19 protein-coding genes are annotated in these 23478 nt (G+C 74.4%); 5 read left to right on the top strand and 14 right to left on the bottom strand.

Going from position 1 to position 23478, the window contains the following annotated elements; genetic code table 11:
- Positions 1-321: 321 nt before the first annotated feature.
- Entirely contained in the window at positions 322-885 is a 564-nt protein-coding gene (locus AB0910_RS04050) for a MarR family transcriptional regulator (RefSeq protein ID WP_366742926.1), read from the top strand.
- Positions 882-2549, top strand: a complete 1668-nt coding sequence (locus tag AB0910_RS04045; RefSeq protein ID WP_366742925.1) for an MDR family MFS transporter — start codon at positions 882-884, stop codon at positions 2547-2549. The genes AB0910_RS04050 and AB0910_RS04045 overlap by 4 nt, the downstream gene beginning before the upstream one ends.
- A 98-nt stretch (positions 2550-2647) precedes the next feature.
- Here AB0910_RS04045 and AB0910_RS04040 read toward each other — a convergent pair whose 3' ends face one another.
- The 12 genes from AB0910_RS04040 to AB0910_RS03985 form a co-directional block, all read right to left on the bottom strand.
- Positions 2648-4606 (bottom strand): S9 family peptidase, encoded by a 1959-nt coding sequence (locus tag AB0910_RS04040; protein WP_366742924.1) that lies wholly within the window; start codon positions 4604-4606, stop codon positions 2648-2650.
- The gene (locus AB0910_RS04035) at positions 4603-5826 is read right to left on the bottom strand and encodes an amidohydrolase (RefSeq protein ID WP_366742923.1); all 1224 of its coding nucleotides are present in this window, start codon (positions 5824-5826) and stop codon (positions 4603-4605) included. Before AB0910_RS04035 ends, AB0910_RS04040 begins: the two co-directional genes overlap by 4 nt.
- Positions 5823-6836: an oligopeptide/dipeptide ABC transporter ATP-binding protein gene (locus AB0910_RS04030; RefSeq protein WP_366742922.1), complete on the bottom strand. Its 1014-nt coding sequence runs from the start codon at positions 6834-6836 to the stop codon at positions 5823-5825. Before AB0910_RS04030 ends, AB0910_RS04035 begins: the two co-directional genes overlap by 4 nt.
- Positions 6833-7942, bottom strand: coding sequence for an ABC transporter ATP-binding protein (locus tag AB0910_RS04025; protein ID WP_366742921.1), 1110 nt, complete (start codon positions 7940-7942; stop codon positions 6833-6835). Before AB0910_RS04025 ends, AB0910_RS04030 begins: the two co-directional genes overlap by 4 nt.
- Positions 7939-8799: a polysaccharide deacetylase family protein gene (locus tag AB0910_RS04020; RefSeq protein ID WP_366742920.1), complete on the bottom strand. Its 861-nt coding sequence runs from the start codon at positions 8797-8799 to the stop codon at positions 7939-7941. Before AB0910_RS04020 ends, AB0910_RS04025 begins: the two co-directional genes overlap by 4 nt.
- The gene (locus tag AB0910_RS04015; protein ID WP_366742919.1) at positions 8796-9581 is read right to left on the bottom strand and encodes an SDR family oxidoreductase; all 786 of its coding nucleotides are present in this window, start codon (positions 9579-9581) and stop codon (positions 8796-8798) included. Before AB0910_RS04015 ends, AB0910_RS04020 begins: the two co-directional genes overlap by 4 nt.
- A gap of 2 nt (positions 9582-9583) precedes the next feature.
- The gene (locus AB0910_RS04010; RefSeq protein WP_366742918.1) at positions 9584-10753 is read right to left on the bottom strand and encodes an ABC transporter permease subunit; all 1170 of its coding nucleotides are present in this window, start codon (positions 10751-10753) and stop codon (positions 9584-9586) included.
- The gene (locus tag AB0910_RS04005) at positions 10750-11709 is read right to left on the bottom strand and encodes an ABC transporter permease (protein WP_366742917.1); all 960 of its coding nucleotides are present in this window, start codon (positions 11707-11709) and stop codon (positions 10750-10752) included. The genes AB0910_RS04010 and AB0910_RS04005 overlap by 4 nt, the downstream gene beginning before the upstream one ends.
- Positions 11706-13193, bottom strand: a complete 1488-nt coding sequence (locus AB0910_RS04000) for an ABC transporter substrate-binding protein (protein ID WP_366742916.1) — start codon at positions 13191-13193, stop codon at positions 11706-11708. The genes AB0910_RS04005 and AB0910_RS04000 overlap by 4 nt, the downstream gene beginning before the upstream one ends.
- 143 nt (positions 13194-13336) lie before the next feature.
- Positions 13337-14563 carry a threonine synthase gene (locus AB0910_RS03995; protein WP_366742915.1) on the bottom strand — a complete coding sequence of 409 codons (1227 nt, stop codon included), beginning with the start codon at positions 14561-14563 and terminating at the stop codon, positions 13337-13339.
- 158 nt (positions 14564-14721) lie between these two features.
- Positions 14722-15405, bottom strand: a complete 684-nt coding sequence (locus AB0910_RS03990; protein ID WP_366742914.1) for a GntR family transcriptional regulator — start codon at positions 15403-15405, stop codon at positions 14722-14724.
- A 61-nt stretch (positions 15406-15466) separates the two neighbouring features.
- Complete coding sequence (locus tag AB0910_RS03985; RefSeq protein WP_366742913.1) at positions 15467-16705, bottom strand: putative sulfate exporter family transporter; 1239 nt, start codon at positions 16703-16705, stop codon at positions 15467-15469.
- 133 nt (positions 16706-16838) lie between these two features.
- Between AB0910_RS03985 and AB0910_RS03980 the strand changes: the two genes are divergently transcribed.
- Positions 16839-17768, top strand: a complete 930-nt coding sequence (locus AB0910_RS03980; RefSeq protein ID WP_366742912.1) for a LysR family transcriptional regulator — start codon at positions 16839-16841, stop codon at positions 17766-17768.
- 117 nt (positions 17769-17885) lie between these two features.
- A complete protein-coding gene (locus AB0910_RS03975; RefSeq protein WP_366742911.1) occupies positions 17886-19346 on the top strand; it encodes an APC family permease in 1461 nt (486 codons plus the stop codon).
- Here AB0910_RS03975 and AB0910_RS03970 read toward each other — a convergent pair.
- On the bottom strand, positions 19291-19740 hold the full coding sequence (locus AB0910_RS03970; protein WP_366742910.1) for an OsmC family protein: 450 nt from the start codon (positions 19738-19740) through the stop codon (positions 19291-19293). The two genes, AB0910_RS03975 and AB0910_RS03970, sit on opposite strands and share 56 nt — an antisense overlap.
- Positions 19741-20050: 310 nt before the next feature.
- On the opposite strand from AB0910_RS03970, the gene AB0910_RS03965 reads away from it, so the two are divergent.
- Positions 20051-21454, top strand: a complete 1404-nt coding sequence (locus AB0910_RS03965) for an APC family permease (RefSeq protein WP_366742909.1) — start codon at positions 20051-20053, stop codon at positions 21452-21454.
- A gap of 81 nt (positions 21455-21535) precedes the next feature.
- Here the strand turns inward: AB0910_RS03965 and AB0910_RS03960 are convergent, their stop codons facing one another.
- Entirely contained in the window at positions 21536-23467 is a 1932-nt protein-coding gene (locus AB0910_RS03960; protein ID WP_366742908.1) for a Xaa-Pro dipeptidyl-peptidase, read from the bottom strand.
- Positions 23468-23478 lie beyond the last annotated feature (11 nt).

Raw genomic sequence — 23478 nt, 5'->3', positions numbered from 1 at the left:
CTCGGGCGCGGCGGGACGGGCGCCCCGGCCGGTTCATCCGCGGGTGATGCCCGGCGCGGGGGCCCGTGGAACCTCGGGGGCGAGCCGTATCGCGGGCCTGGCCCCTTTTCCGCGGGGACGATCAAGGGATTCGGGCCGCAGCCGCCGCTCGCGCGCCCGGCGCGGGTCCCGCCGCTGCGAGCGCGGCGGACGCTTTCCCACGCCCCTCCCCCACGCCCCTCCCTGCGGTCATATGAACGCCACCAACGCGATATAGTTGTGCAAGGCAAGCACTTGTATGACGCATGCACTTGCATGACGCAGCCAGAGGGAGGGCAGGGCATGAGCGGCGTGCCCCCGCAGCAACGCCAGGAGCCGGCGTACGCGACGCCGGACGACAGCACGCGCCCCGATCCGACGGCCCGGCTGGCCGAGGGCATGGAGCGGCTGATGCACCTGTTCCTCAAGGCCCGTCAGCACATGCTCGACAAGGCGCGCAACGACGTCGACTGGTCGACGTTCCTGCTGATGGGGGCCGTGGTCGCGCAGGGGCCCCTGCGCGTGAAGGAACTGGCCGAGCTGGTCCAGTCCGACCCCTCCACGGTCAGCAGGCACGTCGCCCAGCTCGTACGGGACGGCTTCCTCGAACGCCACGCCGACGCGGTCGACGGCCGCGCCAGCCTGCTCACCGCGACCGCCAAGGCGCGGGACGCGGTCGACGAGCGCAAGCAGCGCAGGAACCGGCACTACGAGCAGATGCTGCACTCCTGGGACGACGCGGAGCGCGGCCGCCTCGCGACGCTCCTCGACCGCTTCGCCGACGACTTCCAGACCTACAAGACCTCGCTCGCCGACTCCGACTGGGCACCTGCCCGTCCGGCGACCCGAAAGGAAACCACTCAATGACGTCCACCGACGCCGCGTCGGCCAACGTCGGCCCGGGGAGCTCCGAGGAGCCGAGACCGACCGGCTACACGCACCGGCAGATCATGGTGATCCTGTCCGGCCTGCTGCTGGGCATGTTCCTGGCCGCGCTCGACCAGACCGTCGTCTCCACGGCGATCTACAAGATCGGCGAGAGCCTGCACGGCCTGACCGCGCAGGCGTGGGTGACCACGGCGTTCCTCATCACCTCGACGATCGCGACGCCGCTGTACGGCAAGCTGTCCGACCAGTACGGGCGCAAGCCGTTCTTCATGTTCGCGATATCCGTGTTCATCGTGGGCTCGGCGCTGTGCACGCTGTCCACCTCGATGTACATGCTCGCCGCGTTCCGCGCCTTCCAGGGCATCGGCGCAGGCGGTCTGTTCTCGCTGGCCCTCGCGATCATCGGCGACATCATCCCGCCGCGTGAACGTGCCAAGTACCAGGGCTACTTCATGGCCGTCTTCGGCACGTCCAGCGTGCTGGGCCCGGTCATCGGCGGCGCGCTCGCCGGCGCGGGCACGGTCGCGGGCATCGACGGCTGGCGCTGGATCTTCCTGATCAACGTCCCGATCGGCGTCGCCGCGCTCATCGTCGTCGCGAAGGTGCTGCACCTCGACCACGTCCGCCGCGACCACCGCATCGACTACCAGGGCGCGGTCTCGCTGGTGATCGCGCTGGTGCCGCTGCTGGTCGTCGCCGAGCAGGGCCGCGAGTGGGGCTGGGGCTCGGGACGCTCGCTCGCCGGGTACATCATCGGCGCCGTGGGCATCGTGCTGTTCCTGCTGGCCGAGCGGCGCGCGGGGGACGACGCGCTGCTGCCCATGCGGCTGTTCAAGAACGGCGTCTTCGCCGTCGGCACCGCGCAGTCGTTCATCATCGGCATCGGCATGTTCGGCGGCATCACGCTGCTGCCGCTCTACCTCCAGCTGGTGAAGGGCAACTCGCCCACCAAGGCGGGCCTGCTGACACTGCCGCTGGTCCTCGGCATCATGCTGCTCTCGCTCGTCTCCGGCCAGGTCACCTCGCGCACCGGCAAGTACAAGATCTTCCCGGTCATCGGCTGTGTGCTGCTGGTCGCCGGCATGCTGATGCTGTGGCGCATGACGGCCGACAGCGGGCTGCTCTACATCGACTTCGCGATGTTCGTCGTCGGCGCGGGCCTCGGCCTGAACATGCAGACGATCGTGCTGGCGATGCAGAACGCCGTGCCGCCGCGCGACATCGGCGTGGCGACCTCGTCGACCACGTTCTTCCGGCAGATGGGCGGCACCGTGGGTGTCGCGGTGTTCCTCTCCATCGTGTACTCGCTGGTGGTCGGCAAGATCAGCCACGCGTTCTCGGCCGCGCAGTCCTCGCCCGCCTTCCAGAAGGCGGCGCAGGCCCACCCCGAGCAGCTGCGGCAGCTGACGCACGCCAACAGCAGCGCACTGAACGACACGTCGTTCCTCACGAGGCTCGACCCCGCGCTCGCGCACCCCTTCAAGGTCGGCTTCACCGACTCGATCTCGGTGGCCTTCCTGGTCGGCGCCGCCGTGCTGGTCATCGCGTTCGTCCTGTCGCTGATGATCAAGGAGGTGCCGCTGCGCACCACGGCGGGCGCGTTCTCCAAGGAGGAGGAGACCAAGCCGGCCCCCACGGCCTGACCCCTCCCGCCCCGCACCACGACCGGCCGAGCCCACACCGACGGGGCCCGGCCGGTTGGCGTTCACGAAGGCGCGGGGCGCGGGGCGGGCCCGGCCCGCTATGCGGCGGGGCGGGGTGGGGTGGCGCCTGTCGCGGGTTCGCGGGCGGCGTGGGTGCGGAGCCAGTGGAGGATGAGGTGGAGGCGGTGGAGGCGGTGGTCGGGGCGGCCTGAGGTGGCGAAGGAGTGGGAGGCGCCGGGGTAGCGGGCGAGGACGGTCTCGTGGCCGCGCCTGCGCAGGGCCGCGTAGAACTGCTCGGACTGCTCGACGGGGCAGCGCTGGTCGGCCTCGCCGTGGATCAGCAGCAGCGGCGTGGTGACGTCGGCCACGTGGGCGAGCGGCGAGCGCTCCCACAGGCGGGCCGCGCCTGCCGCTTCGTACAGGTCGGTGCCGCCGAACTCGTGGCGGTTGACGGTGAATCCGTTGTCGGACGTGCCGTACTTGGACACCAGGTTGGCCACGGAGCGCTCGGAGACGGCGGCGCGGAAGCGGCCGGTCCTGGTCAGCGCCCAGTTGGTGAGGTAGCCGCCGTAGCTGCCGCCCGCGAGGTAGAGCCGGTCCGCGGGGGCGAGCCCGGTGGCGACGGCCAGGTCGGCGAGGGCCAGCACGTCGTCGAGGTCGCCGCGGCCCCAGCCGTCCACGCTCAGTGCGCGGAAGGCCGTGCCGCGGCCCGCGCCGCCGCGCACCTCGGGCAGCAGCACGTGGAAGCCGGCGGCGACGAGGCTCTGCGTCTCCAGGTCGAAGGCGTTGCCGTACACCATGTGCGGGCCGCCGTGCACCCGCAGCAGCGTGTCGCCGCGCCCCGCGGACGCGCGGTACAGCAGGCCCCGCACGGTCAGCCCGTCGGCGGAGACCGCGGAGACCTCCTCGGGCGCCACCGGGCGCGCGTCCCGCGCCCAGGCGGTGTTGAACGACGAGACGCGCCGCTGCCCCGCGTACAGCTCGACCGGCTCGGCCGCCGACTCCAGGCAGAGCGCGAGGGTGCCGTCTGGCGCGGCGGCGAAGTCCGCGACGGAGCGCCCGGACGGGCCGATGCGGGCCGCCGCCCCGCCCGGCTCCCCCGCGTACAGTGCGACCTCGCCCGCGACCGTCGCCGCGAACAGCACGCGCTCGCCCGCCGTGGCAAGCAGCCGCGGCGCGCCCAGCGCGCGGGAGTCGGCGAGCAGGACGCGCTCGCACTCCAGGTCCTGCCCGGGGAAGACCGGGGTGCCGTCGTCGGCCCACCGCACACGCGGCGGCTCCACGCTGTGCCCGGCGGCGGAGCCCGCAAGCGCGACCGGGCGGCCCGACGCGGTCACGGCGAGCGCGCGCACCGGCGCGGGGAAGCGCAGGACGAGGGTGTCCTCGCCGCTCGCCATATCGAACCTGCGCACCTCGCCGCCGGGGTGGAGCGCGTCGCTGTGGCGCGGGCGCGCCGCGTAGAACACGCCGCCGCGCGCGTCGGGCGCCGGGTGGCTCAGCCTGAGGGCGGCGCCGCCGTCGCGCAGCAGCCGCGCGGCGCAGCGGGCGCCCGTACGGTCGAGGCGCAGGACCCACAGCGTGTCGACGGGCTCCACGGGGCCGGGCTCGCCGTCGCTCTTGTAGCGCAGCCAGTCCACCACCACGGGCGCGCCCGCCGGTTCCGCCCGCCGGGCGCAGCGGACCAGCAGCCGCTGCGCGTCGAGCCAGACGTACTCGGCCGGGCGGCCCTCGGGGGCGCCGTCGAGCGGGGCGGGTTCGCCGCCCTCGGCGCCGGCGAGCCACAGGCGCTGTGTCCCGTCGCGGTCGCTGCGGAAGGCGACGCGGGTGCCGTCGGGCGCGACGGCGGGCGCCGTGTCCGACCAGGGGCCCTCGGGGGTGAGCCGACGGGGCGGGGCGGCCCCGTCGGCGGTCTCGAAGCGCCACAGGGCGCTGGTGTAGCGGGCGTACGAGGTGTCGACGCGCTGCACGGCCGCGACCCCCCAGGCGCCGCAGGGGGCGAGGTCGGGTGCGCCGGGCAGGGCGAGCGCCGCCAGGTCCTCCGGCACGGCCCCGGTCATCGGTCCCCTCCGGTGGCGGCGGCGAACTCGGCCTTGGCGCGCGCGAGTTCGTCGGGTCCGGTGAACAGCGCCCCGAGGACGCCCGCGAGCATCGCGGCGCCGTCGAGTACCGCGGCGTCCGCCGCGGGGCCCGCGGCGCCGGCCGCGAAGTCCCTGGTGTGCAGGGCGGTTCCCGGCACGGCGCAGATGTACGGGTGCAGGGCGGGAACCCGTTGGCTGACGTTGCCCATGTCGGTGGAGCCCGCGGCGCCCGCCCAGCCGCTGCCCGGCGGCACGGGCCGCCCGAGGGCGGCGAACGCGTCGGCGGCGAGGCCCGCGAGCACCGGGTTGGCGAGCACCGGGTCGTAGGCGGGCGCGACCTCGTCGAAGGTGTACGAGGTGCCGGTGGCGATGGCGGCGCCGCGCACGCAGTCCCGTACGGCGTCGAGCAGCCGGCCGCGCAGGTAGCCGCTGTCCAGGCACCGGGCGAAGAGTTCGACGCGGGTGCGCTCGGGGATGATGTTGATCGACTGGCCGCCCTCCGCGACCTTCGCGTGGATGCGGGTGTCCGGGGTGGTCTGCTGGCGCAGCAGCCCGATCGCGACCAGCAGCAGGGTCGCGGCGTCCAGCGCGTTCCTGCCGCCCTCGGGGGCGGCGGAGGCGTGCGAGGCGCGGCCGGTGAAGACCGCTTCGAGGGAGAGCCTGCCGAGGTTGGTGCGGGAGACGGCGTCGTATCCGGCGGCGTGCACCATGACGGCGGCGTCCACGCCGTCGAGCGCGCCCGCCTCGACGAGCCGCACCTTGCCGCCGCCGCCCTCCTCCCCCGGGCTGCCCAACACGACGATGCGGCCCGGCACGCGGCGCTCCGCGAGGAGGCGCGCGGCGGCGAGCGCCGCGCCGGCGCCCGCCGCCGCGATGACGTTGTGGCCGCAGCCGTGGCCGAGTCCCGGCAGCGCGTCGTACTCGCAGAAGACGACGAGCGTCGGGCCGCCGCTGCCCTGCTCGTGGGTGGCGCGGAAGGCGGTGGGCAGTCCCGCGGTGCCCGCCTCGACGGCGAAGCCGTGGGCGTCGAGCAGGGCGCGCAGCCTGGCGGCGGCGGCGTGCTCCTCGAAGCGCAGCTCGGGCTCGGCGTGCACCGCGTGGCTGAGCGCGAGGAGTTCGCCGCGCAGGTCCTCGGTGTGCGCGCGGGCGGCGACCGCGAGCGGCGCCGCGGGCGTGGCGCCCGGGTGCGTGGTGGTCATGCCGCGGCCTCCGCGGTCTCCGCGTAGTGGCAGGCGGCGGTGCGGCCCGCGGTGCCGACAGGCCGCAGGGCGGGTTCCTCGCTGCGGCAGCGGTCGGTGGCGAGCGGACAGCGGGTGGAGAACACGCAGCCCGCGGGCCGGTCGAGGGGGCTCGGCAGGTCGCCGGCGGCTGCCACGGCGCGCCGCTCGCCGCCCCGCCGGGCGCGCGGGCGGGGCACGGCGGCGAGCAGCAGCTGCGTGTACGGGTGGCGCGGGTCGGCGAACAGCTCGGCGGTGGGCCCCTGTTCGACGACGCGGCCCAGGTACATGACGGCCGTCTCGTGGGCGAGGTAGCGCACCAGGGCGAGGTCGTGGCTGATGAACAGGTAGGCGAGGCCCAGTTCCCGCTGGAGCGAGCTGAGCAGGTTGACCACCTGGGCCTGCACGGACACGTCGAGCGCGGAGACCGCCTCGTCGCACACCACGAACTTCGGGTCCAGGGCGAGCGCGCGGGCGATCGCGACGCGCTGGCGCTGCCCGCCGGAGAGCTCGTGCGGGTAGCGCTCGGCGTAGGCGGCGCCGAGCCCGACCAGGTCGAGGAGTTCACCGACCGGGCGGGCGCCGCCCGGCCCGCCCTGCGCGACGCCGTGCACCCTGGCGGGCTCGGCGAGGATGCTCGCGACGCTCATGCGGCCGTTGAGCGAGTCGTAGGGGTCCTGGAAGACGGGCTGCATGTCGCGGCGCAGCGCGCGCAGTTCCTTCTTCGGCAGCCGGTTCACGTCCCGTCCCGCCACGGTGACGGTGCCGTCGCTCGGGCGTTCCAGGGCGAGCAGCAGCCGTCCCGTCGTGGACTTGCCGCAGCCGGACTCGCCGACGACGGCGACGATGCGGCCGGCGCCGACGGCCAGGTCGACCCGGTCGACCGCGGTCAGGGTGCGCCGCCCCGCGCGGGTGCGGACGCTGTAGCGCTTGGTGAGGCCCTCGGCGCGGACCAGCGGTCCCTCCGGGGCGGCCGGGGTGGGGACCGTCATGGCGTGTCCTCCTGCTGCGGGGTGGTCGATGCGTCGGGCCGTACGGCACCGGGGTGCGCGGCCCCGGGGCGGTCGGCGGCGGGGGCCACCCCTTCGCCGGGGCCGGGCGTCAAAGACAGGTGGTCGGGGAACCAGCAGGCCACCGCCGAGCCGCCGGGGGTGGCCTCGGTCAGCGGGGGCCGCTCGGCGCAGCGGTCCGCGGCCTTGGGGCAGCGGTCGCGGAAGGGGCAGCCCGTGCCGCGTTCGCCGAGCGGCGGCACCCGTCCGGGGATGGTCGGCAGGTCGCCGACGCGCGGGGTGTCCGGGTCGGGCACGGACGCGAGCAGCGCCCCGGTGTAGGGGTGGTGGGGGCGTTCGAGCACCTCGTCGAGCGGCCCGGCCTCCACCACGCTGCCCGCGTACATCACCACGACGCGGTCCGCGATCTCGGCGACCACGCCCATGTCGTGGGTGATGAAGAGGACCGCGGCGTCCCGCGTCGACTCCCGCAGCAGCGCGAGGACCTGGGCCTGCACGGTGACGTCGAGCGCGGTGGTGGGCTCGTCGGCCACGACGAGGTCGGGCGACCCGGCGAGCGCGATCGCGATCATCACGCGCTGCCGCATGCCGCCGGAGAGCTGGTGCGGGTGGCTGCGGGCGCGGGCCGCCGGGTCGGGTACGCCGACGGAGGCGAGCAGTTCCACGGCGCGGGCCCGGCGCGCGGCCCTGCCGTGGGTGCCGTGGATCGCCATGACCTCCTCGATCTGGGCGCCCACGGACATCAGCGGGTTCAGCGCGGTGGCGGCGTCCTGGAAGATCATGCTGACCTTGGAGCCGCGCAGCCGCCGCCACCTGCGCTCGCCGCGGCCGACGAGCTGGTGCCCGTCGAGTACGGCCGATCCGGTGGCGGTGGCGCCCTCGGGCAGCAGCCCGGTGAGGGCGAGGGCGCTGAGGGTCTTGCCGCAGCCGGACTCGCCGACCACGGCGACGGTCTCGCCGCGGCGCGCGCTCAGGGTCAGCCCGGTCACGGCGTCGAGTCCGGGGCCGAAGGAGACGCGCAGGTCGCGCACGTCGAGCACGGGGTCGGTCGCGGGTGCCGCGGAGGCGGCGGTGCCTGTTGTCGTCACAGCGGCCATCCCAGGGTGCGGGCGGGCAGGTCGAGGGTGCCGGGCGCGTCCTTGGCGGTGTCCCGGTGGTGGGCGGCGAGCTCTCCCGCGGTGCCGATCCAGATGTCGCCGAAGTCCTTGGCGTCGCTGAGCAGTTGGCGCAGTCGCAGGGCGCGGGCCGGGCGGCCGGACTGCCAGGGGTGCAGGGTCAGGTCGACCAGGGTGCCCGCCTCGCGGGCGCCGGCGAGCTCGGCGTGCCAGGCGTCGTAGAGGGAGGGCGCGCCGTAGGGCGGGTGGCTCTCGCCGCCGCCGGTGTAGCGGTAGTAGACGGCGTCGTCGGTGGCCCAGTCGACGGGGATCTCCACGAGGCCGCCGATGCGGTACGGCCGGTCGTCGCCCATCAGGGAGCTGTCGTACGAGAGGCCGAGTCCGGCGAGCACCTCGAATCCCTCGGGTGACATGCGGAAGCTGGGCGAGCGGTAGCCGGCGGGCCGTACGCCGCTGATCTCGGCGAGCAGGTCGCTCGCGCGGGTCAGGGTGGCGCGCAGTTCGTCGGGGGCGAGATCGGCAGGCGGCTCGTGGCACCAGCCGTGCAGGGCCAGTTCGTGGCCGGCCGCGTGGATCTCGGCGACGGCCCCACGGTAGGTGTGCGCGATCCAGCCGGGCACGTAGAAGGTGGCGCGCACGCCGGTGCGGTCGAGGGTGTCGAGGATGTGGTGGACGCCGCGGCGCGGGCCGTAGCGCCGCTGCTCCAGCTCTGCGGCGTCGCCCGGCGGGTCGTTCCTGCGGCGCCACAGCAGCGGGGACTCGCCGTCGAAGTCGAAGGTGACGCACAGGCCCGCGCGGTGTCCGCCGGGCCAGGGGTAGGCGGCGCTCATCGGGCCTCCCGCGCCGGGGCCGCAGGGGGCGGCGGGGTGTAGTCGCCCGCGGTGCGGCCGCCGTCCACGGCGAGCGTGGTGCCGGTGACGAACGACGCGTCGTCGGACGCCAGCCAGAGCACGGCGGCGGGGGCGTCGTGCGGGCCCGAGGTGCGGCCGAGGGGGATCCTGTCGCGCATGGCGCGCACATGGTCCTCGGTGAGGGCGCTGACCTCGCTGCCCGGCGCGAACCCCGGCTGCACGGCGTTGACCCGGATGCCGTGCCTGGCCACTTCGAGCGCCATGGACCGGGTCAGCGTCTCGACGGCCGCCTTGCTCGCCGCGTAGACGGAGCCGCCTGCGCCTGGCCGTACGGCGGCGCCCGAGGAGATGTTGACGATGCGGCCGGGCACCCCTGCGGCGACCATCGCCTCGACGGCGCGCCGGGAGAGCTCGAACAGGGCGACGACGTTGACGTCGAGCACCCGCCGCACCGCGGCGGGTTCCGTGGTGGCGAGGGGCGTGCGCGGGTACAGGCCCGCGTTGTTGACGAGGACGTCCGGCGCCTCCCAGGTGCCGGCGACGGCGTCGCCGAGCGCGGCGAGCCCCTCGGGGTCCGCGAGGTCGGCCGCGGTGTGCCGGGCGCCGAGGCGGCCGGCGAGCTCGGCGAGCGGCTCCTCGCGTGCGTCGGTGAGCAGCAGGTCGGCGCCGGCCGCGGCGAACGCCTCGGCGATCCAGGTGCCGAAGATCCCCGCGGCGCCCGTCACCACCACCCGGGTGCCGGTGAATGCGTTCTCTGGCACGGTCATGCCTCCTGTGCGGTGTCGGGCGGCGCCGCGGCGCCTGAGTCGTGCCGGGCGGACCCGCCGGTGCCCGGCGGTGCGGCCCCGGGGTCCTGCCCCGCGGGCCCGGATACGCCGGGGTCCTGCCCTGCGGGGTCCTGCCCTGCGGGGTCCTGCTCTGCGGGCGCTGACGCGCCGGGGTCCCGCCCTGCGGGCCTCGACGCGCTGCGGGCGGCGGTGCGCAGCCACCCGGGTGCCCGGCCGCCGCGCCCGGGGCAGGCCTTGCGGAAGGGCCGCCGGGGGACGCGCCGGGTCGGGTCGAGCCGGTCGCGCACGGTGTCGCCGAGCAGGTTGACGGCGAGGACGAGTCCGAAGAGGGCGAGTCCGGGGAAGGTGACGAGCCACCAGGCGGTGGCCACGTACTGCTGGCCGTCGGAGAGCATGGAGCCCCACGAGGCGGTGGGCGGGCGCACGCCGAGGCCGATGAAGGAGAGGGACGCCTCGAAGACCACCATCAGGCCGAGTTCGAGAGTCGCGACGACCACGGCGAGCGGCAGCACCTCGGGCAGCACGTGCCGCGTGACGATCCACCGCCCCGGCGCGCCGACGGCGATCGCGCCGCGCACGAAGCCGCGTTCGCAGGTCTCCAGCACGCCGGCGTACGCGATGCGGGTGTAGCGGGGCCAGCGCACCAGGGCGAGGCAGACCACCACGTTGACGAGGCTCGGGCCGAGCACGGCCACCACCAGGATGGCCAGCAGGAAGAACGGCACGGAGAGCGCGATGTCCGCGATCCGCATCACGACCACACCGACCCAGCCCCGGTACCAGCCCGCGAGCACCCCGAGGAGCACCCCGAAGGCGCCGGAGACCAGGACGGTGGCGGCGGCGACCGCGATGGAGACGCGGGAGCCGTACAGCACGCGGCTGAGCACGTCGCGGCCGAGCGCGTCGGTCCCCAGCAGGTGGTAGTGGCCGTGCGCCGCGGTGAACGGCTCGCTGAGCCGGGCCACCAGGTCGGCGTGGTCGGGGTCGTACGGGGAGATCAGCGGCGCGCAGAGCGCCACCAGGACGTAGAGGACCGCCACGGCCGCGGGCACGAGGCCGCGCCGCCGCGTGCGGCGCACGCGGGGCTCCGCCGCCGGGAGGGGCGCGACCGGTGCCGCGCCGGGTGTCGCCGTCGCGCCGCTCATGCGCCGGCCCCCTTTCCGAGTGCGGTGACGCGCGGGTCGATGAGCGCGTACGCGAGGTCGGTGACCAGGTTGACCAGGATGTACACGAGCGCCGCCAGGATCACGATGGCCTGGACGAGCGGGAAGTCCCGGCCGTCGACCGACTGCACGGTGAGCTGGCCGAGGCCCGGCCAGGCGAAGATCAGCTCGGTGACGACGGAGCCGCCGAGCAGGTTCGCGACTTCGAGGGCGAGGACGGTCAGGATCGGCACGGACACGTTGCGCGCGAGGTGGCGCACGACGAGCCGGGTGGTGGACGCGCCCTTGGAGCGTGCGGTGCGCACATAGTCCCTGCCGAGCTGTTCGAGCACGGCGCCGCGGGTGATGCGGGCGACGGTCGCGGCGGACAGCGAGGCGAGGGTGACGGCGGGCAGGATCAGCGAGGTGAGGCCGCCGTAGCCGGTGGACGGCAGGATGCGGAAGGTGACGGAGAACAGCAGGATCAGCAGGATGCCGGTCCAGAAGGCGGGCATGGCCTGCCCGACGAGGACGACCGGCATCAGGACGCGCTCGGGCCAGCGGCCCCTGCCGAGGGCCATCGCCATCCCGGCGCCGACGCCGAACACCACGGAGAGCACCAGCGCGGCGAGCGCCAGGTCGACGGTGTAGGGGATGCGCTGGGTGATCAGCGTGAGGGCGGGTTCGTGCTGGACGTAGGAGTAGCCGAGGTCGCCGTGGAGCAGCCCGTCGAGGAAGCTGACGTACTGGTGCCACACGGAGACGTCGAGCCCCAACTGCCGCCGCAGCCTGGCGATGTCGGCCTGCGTCGCGCCCTGCGGGGCGAGCAGCTGGGCCGGGTCGCCGGACAGGCGCAGGGCGAAGAAGACGGCGGTGGTGACGCCCCACAGGGCGATCAGGGCCTGGCCGAACCGGGTGCCGATGTGGCCCGCGAAGGTGGTGAGTGTGCCCAGGTTCATGATGCGAACCTCATGTCGGCTACGTAGAAGCTCTGTTGGGCGTCGGGATGCCACAGGAGCCGCTTGTTGGCGCCGTAGATGGAGTAGATCTGGAAGAGGCCGATGCCGGGCAGGTCCTTGTCGAGGATGCCGTAGGCCCGGGCGTAGAGCCGGTCGCGGGCCGCCGGGTCGAGGGTCTGCCGCGCCTGGTCGACGAGGCTGTCGAAGGCGGTGTTGTGGTACGAGCTCCACACCGTGCCGGTGTGGAACAGCGGGTAGGCGACCCCGTCGGCGTCGAGGCAGGAGCAGGACCACTGGCCGAAGCGGATGGAGCCCCAGTCGTGCGTGGGGCCCTGCACCTTCTTCAGGTAGGTGGCCTGATCGGTGTTGTCGATGGCGACCTTGAGCCCGGTGTCCTGGATGTTGGCCTGGATGACCTGCACGATCTGCGGGTCGTACGTGGGCGACGTGGCCATCACCACGGTCTTGCCGGTGGCGCCCGCCCGCCTGACGAGCGCGCGGGCCTTCGCCGGGTCGTACGCGTAGGGGGCGAGGGCCTTCGGATAGCCGACGGCGAGCGGCGTCAGGACGCTGTCGACCTGCTTGGCGTAGCCCTGTTCCAACGCGCTGATCAGGGACTTGTAGTCGATGGCGAGGCTGATGGCGCGGCGCACCCTGGGGTCGTCGGTGGGCCCGCCCTTGAGGGTGTTGAAGGCGAGGTAGCTGACGCGTTCGGTGGGCGCCGACAGCACGTCGAGGTTGCTGGCGCTGCGCATCTGGATGGCCGTGTCCGGTGTCATCGAGTCGGCGATGTCGGCCTTGCCCGACGTGAGGTCGGCGACACGGCTCGCGGCGGACGGCACCGCGCGGAACGTGACCTGGCGGATGGGCGGTTCGTGCCCCCACCAGTGGTCGTTGCGGCGCAGCACGACCTGCGAGCCGGGGATCGCGGAGACGAAGGCGTAGGGGCCCGAGCCCATCGGGTGGAGGTTGAACTGCGCGTTGCCGACCTTCTTGACGTACGCCTCGGGCACGACGGAGAGCGTGGTGAGGTAGGTCAGCAGGGTCGGCGACGGGTAGGCGGTCCTGATGGTGAGGGTGTCGCCGCGGCCGGTCGCCGAGGAGATCGCGGAGAAGTTGGCGTTCTGCTGGCTGCCGAGCTTCGGGTCGAGGATGCGCTCGATGCTGAAGGCGGCGTCGGCGGCGGTGAGCCGACTGCCGTCGGTGAACCTGGCGTCGTCGCGGAGGGTGAACTGCCAGGTGGTGGCGTCCGTCTGGCGCCAGCGGGTGGCCAGCCACGGGACGGGCTTGTTGGTTTTCGGGTCGCGGTGCAGCAGCTGGTCGAAGATGTTGCGGTACACGGAGTACGAGTCGGTGTCGTACTGGAGCCCCGGGTCGAGGCTCGCCGGGTAGCTCGCCAGGTCCGCCGTGAGGCGGGCGGAACCGGGGGCGGAACCGCCGGTCGTGGTGGGCAGGGCGCAGGCGGTGAGGGTCGCGGCGAGCAACGCCGCGACACCTCCGCACACCGCTGCCCGGCGGGCCCCAAGGCCCCGAATTACGGCGCGTGTTCGGGGGGTCCGGGGGATCCGAGGAGGACGCATGTTCGTCTCCTGCCGGGAGGTGCCGGTGGGCCGCCGCCGTGAGGCGGTCAGCCGGCCGACGGGAAGGGGATACGGGAGTCGACGGCGAGCGTCGGGACGTCGACCGTGACGGTCTCGGGGTACTTGATGCCGGCACCGGTGTTGAGCACGACCGTGCGGTCGCCCTCGCGCAGCCAGCCCGAGGCGCGCAGCTGCTTGGCTGCCGCCATGCAGGCCGCGCCCTCGGGGCAGATGAACGCACCTTCCTTGCGGGCGAGTTCGGCCTGCTCGGCGAGGAGGTCCGCGTCGCTCACGGCGATCGCCGTGCCCTCGGTCCTGCGGACGGCCTCCAGGACGAGGAAGTCGCCGAGGGCCTTGGGCACGGTGATGCCGAAGGCGACGGTGTGCGCGTCGGGGAAGGGCACGCTCTCGTCCTTGCCCTGTTCGTACGCCTCCACGAGGGGCGCGCAGCCCTCGGCCTGGACGGCGACGAGCCGGGGCAGGTCGCCCTTGAGCCAGCCCAGTTCGCGCATTTCGAGGAGGGCCTTGTAGATGCCGATGAGGCCGACGCCGCCGCCCGCCGGGTAGAGGATCACGTCGGGCGCCCGCCAGCCGAGCTGCTCGACGATCTCGTAGCCCATGGTCTTCTTGCCTTCGAGCCGGTAGGGCTCCTTGAGCGTGGAGACCTCCTGGTAGCCGGTGCGCTCGGCGACCGCCGCGGCCACGAGCTTGCCCGCGTCGCCGATGAGGCCGTCCACGAGGTACAGCTCGGCGCCGGAGACCACGCACTCGGCGCGGGTGATCGAGGGGGCGTCGACGGGCATCGCGATCAGGCTGGTCATCGCGGCGCGCGCCGCGTACACCGCCCAGGCGGCGCCCGCGTTGCCGTTGGTCGGCATCGCGACGCCCGTGACCCCGAGCTCCTTGGCGCGGGAGACGCCGACGGCCGCGCCGCGCGCCTTGAAGGTGCCGGTGGGGATCAGGCCCTCGTCCTTCATCAGCAGGCCGGGGACGCCGATCGCGGCGCCGTACGACGGGAGCGGCAGCAGCGGGGTCATGCCCTCGCCGAGCGTGACGACATGAGCCTCGTCCCGCACGGGCAGTACCTCGTGGTAGCGCCAGAGGTCGGCGGGGCGTGCGGCGATGTCGGCGGGGGTGACGGTGGCGGCGACCTGTTCGAGGTCGTAGCGGGCGAGCAGCGGCACGCCCGCCTCACTGACCCCCTGGACCAGGTCGGCGTCGTAGCGCCTGCCGGTCTTGGAGCAGTCGAGATGGCTGAGGGCGGAGTACACCATGGGTCTCCTCGTACGGGCGGGACAGGAGTGATTTGGATTTTGAATCCAAGTTTTGCCGCCCGTCAAGAGTCCGTCTCAGCCCGTGTCATCTTCCGGGCAAGACTTAACAGCGCGTTCACACCGGGGCGCGCGGGGGCCGCGCGCGGCCGGCGGGCCGGTCAGGGCGCGGGGCGGTACGGGAGGGGCGAGTCGCGGGTGACGACGCCGCCGAACGCTTCCGCGGCGCGGCGCACATGGGCGCGGGAGAGGCGTTCCGCGAGGTCGGAGTCGCCCGCTGCGACGGCGGCCATGATGGCCTCGTGCTCGTCGAGCGCCTCGGGGACGCGGCCGGGCAGCCGGGAGGAAGAGCCGGAGGCGAACCGGAGTTGGCCGCCGAGGTTGTCGAGGAACTGCGCGAGGCGCGCGTTGCCCGAGGCGTGCCAGATCGCCCGGTGGAAGGCCACGTCGACGGCGCTGTATCCCTCGCCGCCGTGCTCGTCGAGCAGCCGCCGCTGCTCCTCGTACAGGGGGCGCAGGGTGCCGCTGACGAACGCGGCGGCGTCCGGCGCGCCCGCGGCGTTGCGCGCGGCGATGCCGTCGAGCGCCTCGCGCAGCTCGTAGATCTCCCGCATGTCCTCGACGGCGACCTCGGGCACGAAGTAGCCGCGGTGCGGCACGGCGACGAGGAACCCGTCGCGCTCCAGACCGGCGAGCGCCGACTTGATGGGCGTGGGCGAGAGCGCGAGCCGCTCGGACAGCAGCCGCACCACGACCTTGGCCCCCGGGGCCAGTTCGCCGTCCACGAGCATCTGGCGGATCTCCTGGTACGCCCGCCCCTTGTACGTCTGCCGCTCGATCGCCATAGGACGTGATGATGGCATCCGCCCTCCCCCGTGACCAGCGCGTCCCTGCGCGCCGGCCCGCTCAGAGCGCCGCGACCCGCACACCGGCGTAGGCGACGGCGGCCACCAGGACCCAGGACGTCAGGCCAAGGACGAGGCTGCGGCCGCCCGTACGGACCAGGTTGGGGACGTGGATACCGGTGCCGAGGCCGAACAGCGCGGCGACCAGCAGCACGGACTGGAGGGTCTTCGCGTCGGCGAGCAGCCGCGCGGGCAGCAGCCCGGTGCTGGTGAGCGCGATCGCCGCGAGGAACCCCGCGACGAAGAGGGGCACCGGGGGCGGCAGCTTGCGCTCCGCCGCCGCGTCGGCCGGGGCCGCGGGGGTGTCGGCCGAGGTCGCGGGGGCGGGGGTGCCGGCCGGCGCCGGGTGGGCGGGGGCCGGTGCGGGAGCGGTACCGGCGGGGGCCGGCGCGGGCGTGGTACCGGCGACCGTACGGGCGGAGGCCGTTGCGGGCGCGGGGGCGGTACCGGCGACCGTGCGCGCCGCGGCCGTGCGCGCGGGGGCTGCCATGGCGCCTGTGCGCGCCGGGGCGGGCGCGCGGCGGCGGGCCGCGAGGCCGACCGAGGCGACCAGCGGCGCGAGCAGCACCACCCGGGTCAGCTTCACCACGACGGCCGTGGTGAGCGCGCCGGGCACCCGCTGGGCCGTGGCCACGGTCTGGCCGACGTCGTGGACGCTGGCGCCGACCCAGGAGCCGAAGTCGGCGACGTCGAGGCCGAGCGGGCCGCGCAGGGCGGGCAGGGCGACGATCGCCAGGGTCCCGCAGAGCGTGACGAGGGCGACCGCGACGCCGGTGTCGTCCTCGTCGCCGCCCGCGACCGGCTCCATCGCGGCCACGGCCGACGCGCCGCAGATGGAGAAGCCGGTGGCGACGAGCAGCCCGCGCGCGGGCGAGACCCCGAGCGCCCTGGCGAGCAGCCGCGTCCCGACGAAGGTCGCGGCGACCGTGACCGCGACCACGGCGAGGCCGCGGCCGCCGAGCCGCGCGAGCTCGGGCAGCGAGAGCTGGAGGCCGAGCAGCACCACGGCGATCCGCAGCAGCCGCTTCCCCGCGAGCCTGGTGCCCGGGTGCAGGGCGGCCGCGTGCAGCCGCAGGTTGGTGACGAGCGCGCCGAGGATCACCGCGACGATCGACGGGTTGAGTGCAGGGACCCAGTGCGCCACCGCGTAGGCGACGGCCGTGGCGCAGGCGGCGGCCGCGATGCCAGGCCCCCACGCCGGATACGGAAGGTGACGGTCAGGGGACGAGGGAGTCTTCACCCCTCCACCGTGCGCGGCGCCCGACCGGCGGAGTAGTCTGCAATTGCTTGTGGCAGCGACAAGCGCAACTTGTCACCCGCGCTGCGCGCACCACGTCAGAAGAGAGCCAGGACACGGCGGAGGGACCGGCCCCATGCTCAGCCCCCACGTGCCCGACCTGGCCGACCTCCAGATGCTCACCGCCGTCGCCAAGGCCGGCAGCCTCCGGCTCGCCGCGGCCGAACTCGGCGTCTCCCAGCAGGCGTTGTCCCAGCGCGTGCGGGCGCTTGAGGGCCGGATCGGCTTCGCGCTGCTCAGCCGCGGACCGCGCGGCTCCCATCTGACGGCGGACGGGCGGCTCGTCGAGCAGTGGGCGGCCAGGGTGCTCGACGCGGCGGCCGAACTGGACGCGGGGATCACCGCGTTGCGCTCGGACCGCGCGACCCACCTCAAGGTCGCGGCGAGCCTCACGGTCGCCGCGCACCTGCTGCCGCGCTGGCTGGTGGCGCTCCGTGACCAACAGCGGCTGAGCAGCGTCCCTGCGACCAACGTCGAGCTGGAGGCCACCAACAGCGTCGCCGTCGCCGAGTCGGTGGAGCGCGGCACGGCGGACGTCGGCTTCGTCGAGGGCCCGCGCGCGCCGCTCGGCCTGCGCTCCCGCACGGTCGCCCGCGACGAGCTGCTGCTCGTGGTCGACCCAGGACACCCGTGGGCGCGCCGCAGATCGCCGGTGGCGGCGGCGGAGCTGGCCGCGACCCCGCTCGTCACCCGCGAGGCGGGCTCGGGCACCCGCGAGGCGCTGGCCGCCGCGCTCGCCGATGCCGTGCCGGGGGCGACGCCCGCGGAGCCGGTGCTCGAACTCACCGGCACCGCGTCGGTGAAGTCCGCGATCGCCGCGGGCGCGGGGCCGGGCGCGCTGTCGTCCCTCGCCGTGGCCGACGACCTGACGCTGGGCCGGCTGCGGGCCGTCCCGGTCACCGGGGTGCGCCTCGTACGCGACCTGCGCGCGGTGTGGAGCGGCGGCGCGCAGCCGCCGCGCGGGCCGGTGCGCGACCTGATCGCGCTGGCGTCGCGCACCCGCTGACCCGCCGCCGCGGTGCGGCCGCCCGCCGCCCGCCCCCGCCTGCGGTACGGTCGCCGCCTCGACCCGCAGCGGCGCCCGCCCCCTCCCTGGGGCGCCCGATCGGAGGAGGCCCCCCACATGGCGCTCGACACGGCCGGCCAGAACGAGAACAGCGGGACCGGCGCACCCGCGGGCGGCGGCGCGCCCCCGGCGCTGCGGGCTGCGGCGCTGCGGCCCTGGAACGTCCTCGCGATCGCCCTGTCCGCCATCTCGCCCACCACGTCGGTCTTCCTGGTGTACGGCTCGGGGCTCGGCTCCGCGGGCACGGGCGTGGTGTGGGCGTTCGCCATCGGCGGGGTCATCGCCCTTGCCATGGCGCTGTGTTACGCGGAGACGGGGTCGGTGTTCCCGTCGGCGGGCGGCGCGTACACCATCGTGCGGCGGGCGCTCGGGCCGGTGTTCGGCGGTGTGACGGTGGTGCTTTTCCTGCTGCTCGGCCTGGTGTCGACGGCGTCGATCCTGGTGTCTTCCTCGACGTACCTGTCCTCGCTCGTGCCCGGCGGGCTGCCGGTGGGCTGGGTGGCGCTCGGGATGATGGCGCTGGTCACGGCGCTCTCGCTGGGGAAGATCGCGCCCGCGAGCTGGGTGGCGGGCGCGATGCTGGTGCTTGAGCTCGCGGTGGTGCTGGTGTTCACCGGCTTCGCCTTCGCGCACGCGTCGGCCGCGAACGCGCCGTTCACCGCGCCCGCGGTGGCCGGGCACGGCGGGCTGGTGACGGGCGTCGGGGCCGCGGGGCTGCTGGCCGCCGTGGTGCCCGCGCTGTTCGCGTTCAACGGCTACGACTGGCCGCTGTACTTCGCGGAGGAGGCGCGCGGCACCCGGCGGGCGCTGCCGCGCGCCGTGGTGGTGGCGGCGCTGGTCGCGGTGGCCGTGGAGGTGGCGGCGGTGATCGCGGCGACGTACGCCGTGCGCGACCTGGGGGCGACGGCCGCCGACGCCTCCCCGCTCTCGCTCATCGCCCACCAGGTGATGGGCCCGGCCGGCGCGACGGTCCTGCTCTCCGGGGTGGTGGTCGCGATGTTCGACACGGGCCTCGCCGCCAACCTGGGCTATGCGCGGGTCGCGTACGCCGCGGCGCGCGACGGGATGCTGCCGGGTCCCGTGAGCCGTCTCTTCGGCCGGGTCTCCCCCGGCACCCGGGTGCCGGTGGCCGCCATCGCCTTCCTTTTCGTGGGCAACGGCCTGCTGTGCGTGGTCAGTTCGCTGGAGGACCTGATCACCTTCACCGGCGTGGTGATCGTCACCGTCTATCTGCTGGTGGCCGTCTCCGCCCTGGTGAGCCGGGTGCGCGACCGGTCCCTGCCGCGCGCCTTCCGCATGCCGCTGTGGCCGCTGCCCCCGCTGCTCGCGATCGCGGGCGTCGTGGTGGCGCTCACCCGGCAGGAGCCGCGGGACCTGGAGATCGCCCTGGGAGTCGCGGCCGCCGCGCTGCTGGCGTACGCGCTGTGCCGGAACCGGCTGCCGGGGCGCGCGGGCCCGGGCGTCACTCCGTGGCGGCTCCGAGCGTGCCGGGCGCGGTCTCGGGGGCGCCCGTCGTGATGTCCAGGGTGACCGGGGTGCCCTTCTCGATGGTCCTGCTGACCGTGCACTCGCGCGCCACGGCCGTACGGATCGCCGCGGCGACCCGCTCGCGCGCCGCCTCGTCCAGGGACGAGAGGTCGACGTCGAGCGTGACGTGCAGCGCGTCGTACTCGTGGCTGCCGAGGCGGCGGTCGTTGCCCGCCGTCGCGGCGAACCTGGCGTCCTCGCCCGAGCGGCGCACCACCAGCTCCTCCACGGTGACCGCGGCGCAGCCGGCCGCCGCGACCTGGAGCAGTTCGCCCGGCGTGAAGGAGCCCTCGCCGCCGACCCGCCCGATCCGCACCCGCGCGCCGCGTGCGTTGCGCGCCGTGAACTCGTGCGTGCCCGTACGCTCGATCTCCAGCTCAGCCATGGTTCCGTCCCGCGCCCTTCCGCCCTGCACCCGACTTGGAAACAGTGGCGCCAACCCCGGGTGCGGCCCCTTTGTTCCCGGCGCGGCGCCCCACCTGCGCCGGCCGCCCCGCGCCCCGGTACCGTGCTTCTCGTCACTGCTCGCTTTGCCCCCCTTGCGGTATTTCACCGCTTCTCCCCCTTCCGGGCCACGCTCCGGAATGAACCCGGGGCGGGCGGGTGTTGGCGCTGAACCGAAGTGCGTGCATGCGGCATGCTCATGACGGGCCCCGCTGCGCGGCCTTCGTACGTCCCCGACCTGGAGCACACGCATGCCACCCGAGGCCCCCGTACCCCTCCGCAGGACCCTGACGGTCAGGGACCTGATCGTCTACGGCCTGCTGTTCATCGGCCCCACCGCGCCCATGGGCGTCTTCGGCGTGCTCGACGCCAAGAGCGGCGGCGCCACCGGCCTCGTCTTCGTCGTCGCCACCGTCGCGATGGGCTTCACCGCCTGGTCGTACGCGCGGATGTCGGCGGTCGTGCCGCGCGCGGGCTCGGTCTCCGCGTACGCGACGGCGGGCCTCGGCCGCTGGCCCGGTTTCTTCGCGGGCTGGATGGCCAGCCTCGACTACCTGTTCATCCCGGCCGTCGCCGCGCTGTTCACCGGCATCGCCTCGCACTCGCTGGTGTCCGGGATCCCCACCTGGCTGGCGACAGGCGCCGCCATTGTCGTCTTCACCGGGCTCAACCTCGCGGGCGTCGGCATCGCCGCCCGGGTCGGCATGATCATGCTGCTCATCGAGGTCGTGGTGCTGGGGATCTTCATCGTCGGCGCGATCGTCGTCCTCGTGCACGACGGCCCGAGCCGCGGCTGGCTCACGCCGCTGACCAGCACCTCGGACCTGGCGATCGGCGGCGTCCTCGGAGCGGTCTCGGTGGCCGTGCTGTCGTTCCTCGGCTTCGACGCGATCGCCAGCTTCGCCGAGGAGAACACCGGCAGCTCCCGCGAGGTCGGCAGGGCCGTGCTGTTCTGCCTGGCGCTCGCGGGGCTGCTGTTCGTCGCGCAGACGTACCTCGCCGACCTGATCGGCGACGTCACCCCCGAGCACCTGGCCGCGCACCCCGAAGAGCAGGGCACCGCCTTCTACTCGATCATCCGCGACGCGATCGGCGGCTGGCTCGGCACGACGGTCAGCGCGACCAAGGCCGTCGGCCCGGTCTTCTCCGCGCTGGTCGCGCAGGCCGCGGCGAGCCGCCTGCTGTACGGGATGGCGCGCCAGGGCCACCTGCCGTCCTGGCTGGCCCGTATCAACGCGCGCACCCGCACCCCGCTCACCGCGATCCTGCTGTCGGCGGCGGCGACGCTGGTCCTCTCCATCTGGGCCGCCAACAAGGACGACGGCCTCGACACGCTGTCCTCGATGGTGACGGTCGGCGCGCTCAGCGCGTTCCTGCTGCTGCACGCCTCGGTGGTCGGACAGTTCGTGGTGCGCAGGGAGACCCGCGCCGCGTCGCCCGGCCTGCGGACCGCCGCCGTCGTGGTCCCCGTCCTCGGCGTGGCGATCATCATCGCGCTGCTGGTCACGGCGAGCCATCTGGCGCTCGTGGTCGCCGCGGTCTGGCTGGCGATCGGCATCGTCGTCGCGATCGCCCGCTACGCCACGGGCCACCGCGGCGACCCCGGCACACCCGCCACACCCCCCGAGGAGGCCTCGGGCGCCCACCTCCTCTGACGGGCCCCGCGCCCGCCCGGCGCCCCCGCGCCGGCGGTGGTGCCGGTGCGGGGGCGTCGCGGTGCTGGTGGGTGCCGGGGGTCAGTGGAAGGAGTGGTGGGGCTTGGGGAGGCGGACGTGGGTGGGGGCGTCGTGCCAGGGGCGGGGATTCGCAGAGAGCGGGGCGAGGGCCTTGGCGCCGCCCACGACCGGGAGGGTGATGCCGCTCGACGCGAGGTCGACGGTGACGGAGGCGCTGGTGGCGCGGTCGCCCTGGACGTCGCCGTCCGTGCCGATCAGGACGACGGCGAGCCGGTGCCCGGCCTTGAAGCGGTAGTCCGTGGGGAGCGTGTCCCAGCCGACCCGGTAGTACGTGCCGGGGGTGAGCGCGCTCGGGTGGCTCAGCGAGTCGCGGTTCTGGGCGTCGACGTAGCCGCGTGCGACGACGTTCACGTCCGAGGTGGCGGTGTCCGTGGCGACCTTCAGGTAGCAGGCGTCGTCGACCGACGTGCTCGCGCCGTGGCAGTCCTCGGTGGTCAGCGTCTTCACGCCCTCGCCGCCGCCGAGGTAGTTCACCCGGGTGTCGGTGCCGTAGTCCACCAGGAGCGCGCCCAGGTTCGCCGTCGGCTTGTCGAGCTTGACCCGCAGGTCCGCGCGCGGGGTGCCGGAGACGCGCACGTCGCGGGTGAGCGGCGCCGTGGCGTAGGCGAGGCGGTACGGCTGCGCCGCGGCCGGGTCGGCGACCGCTGCGGACTCGGACTTCTCCGTGTCGGTGTACGCGGCGGTCCCCGTGGACGCCGTCAGGCCGAGCGAGCCGTCGCCGCCCGGCTTCAGCGTGACGGGCCGCGCCGCGGGCGCGGGCCAGTCGGACTGGGTGGTCCACTGGTCGGGACCGGTCTCCAGGTCGACGCGTGGCTGCTTCATGATGTCGTTGGGCACCTGCCACAGCCAGTGGTCGAACCACTGGTGCAGGGTGTCGACCCACGCGTCGCGCCGGTAGTCGAACGGGTCGACGTGCCCGTACTGCGAGAGCCACACCTTGCGCGGCACGCCCTGCTTCGCCAGCGCCGACCACCAGGTGGAGAACTGGTTGGGCTTGACGTTCAGGTCGTTGAGCCCCTGGGAGGCGAAGACCGCGGCGTGCACCTTGCGCACGTCGGCGACCGTGCCAGCGCGGTAGTCGCGCTCCTTCCAGAAGTCGTTGTAGTCGCCCGTCGCGTCGTCCTGGCCCGCGGCCAACTGCTGCCGTACGGCGGCGCACTTGGCGGGCGGGTCGCTGTCGACCGTGGCGGCGAGGCCGTCCTCCTCGCCGGGCGAGAAGAGGGTGCCGTTCATGCGGCTGTAGTCGTACCAGGAGCTGATGGCCGAGATCGGCACGATCGTCTCAAGGCCCTTGACGCCGGTCGCCGCGACCGCGTTGGCGAGCGTGCCGTCGTACGACTTGCCGATCATGCCCGTGCGGCCGTTGGTCCAGTCGGCGGCGACCTGGTGCCCCTGCGCGTCGAACGCCTTGGCCCTGCCGTTCAGCCAGTCCACGACCGCCTTGCCGCCGAGCACGTCGGAGGCGCCGCCCGAGGTGGGGCAGCCCTGGGACTTGGTGGTGCCGTCCATGTCGACTTCGAGGACCGCGTAGCCGCGGGGCACGAAGTAGTTGTCGTAGTAGAGGGGGAACTTCGCCGGGTCGCCCTGCGCGTCGTACGTCTTGTGCTCGGACTCGTTGCCCCGGCCGAGGTTGTCGTAGTACGGGCTCTCGTCCATGATCACGGGGACCTTGAAGCGGGGGCCGCTCTCCCGGGGGCGGATGATGTCCACCCGGATCAGGTCCTTCTTGCCGTCGCCGTCCGAGTCGACGCCCGACTGGACGTTCACGTACTCGCGGATGGCGTCCTGGTAGGAGAAGACGGGCTGCGTCCCGTCGCCCGTGACCCTGAGGGAAGGTTTCTGCGCCGCATGGGCGGCGGGCATGCCCGCCGCGGCGAGCGCGGCCGTGAGGGCGAGGGCCGCGAGACCTCTTCGCCGGGATGAGTTCCGCACGCACTACCTCC

The sequence above is a fragment of the Streptomyces sp. NPDC047002 genome, assembly GCF_040704505.1.
Lineage (GTDB): Bacteria > Actinomycetota > Actinomycetes > Streptomycetales > Streptomycetaceae > Streptomyces.
Note: the sequence above shows the minus strand (reverse complement) of the source record. Positions and strands in the feature narration are given on the sequence as shown.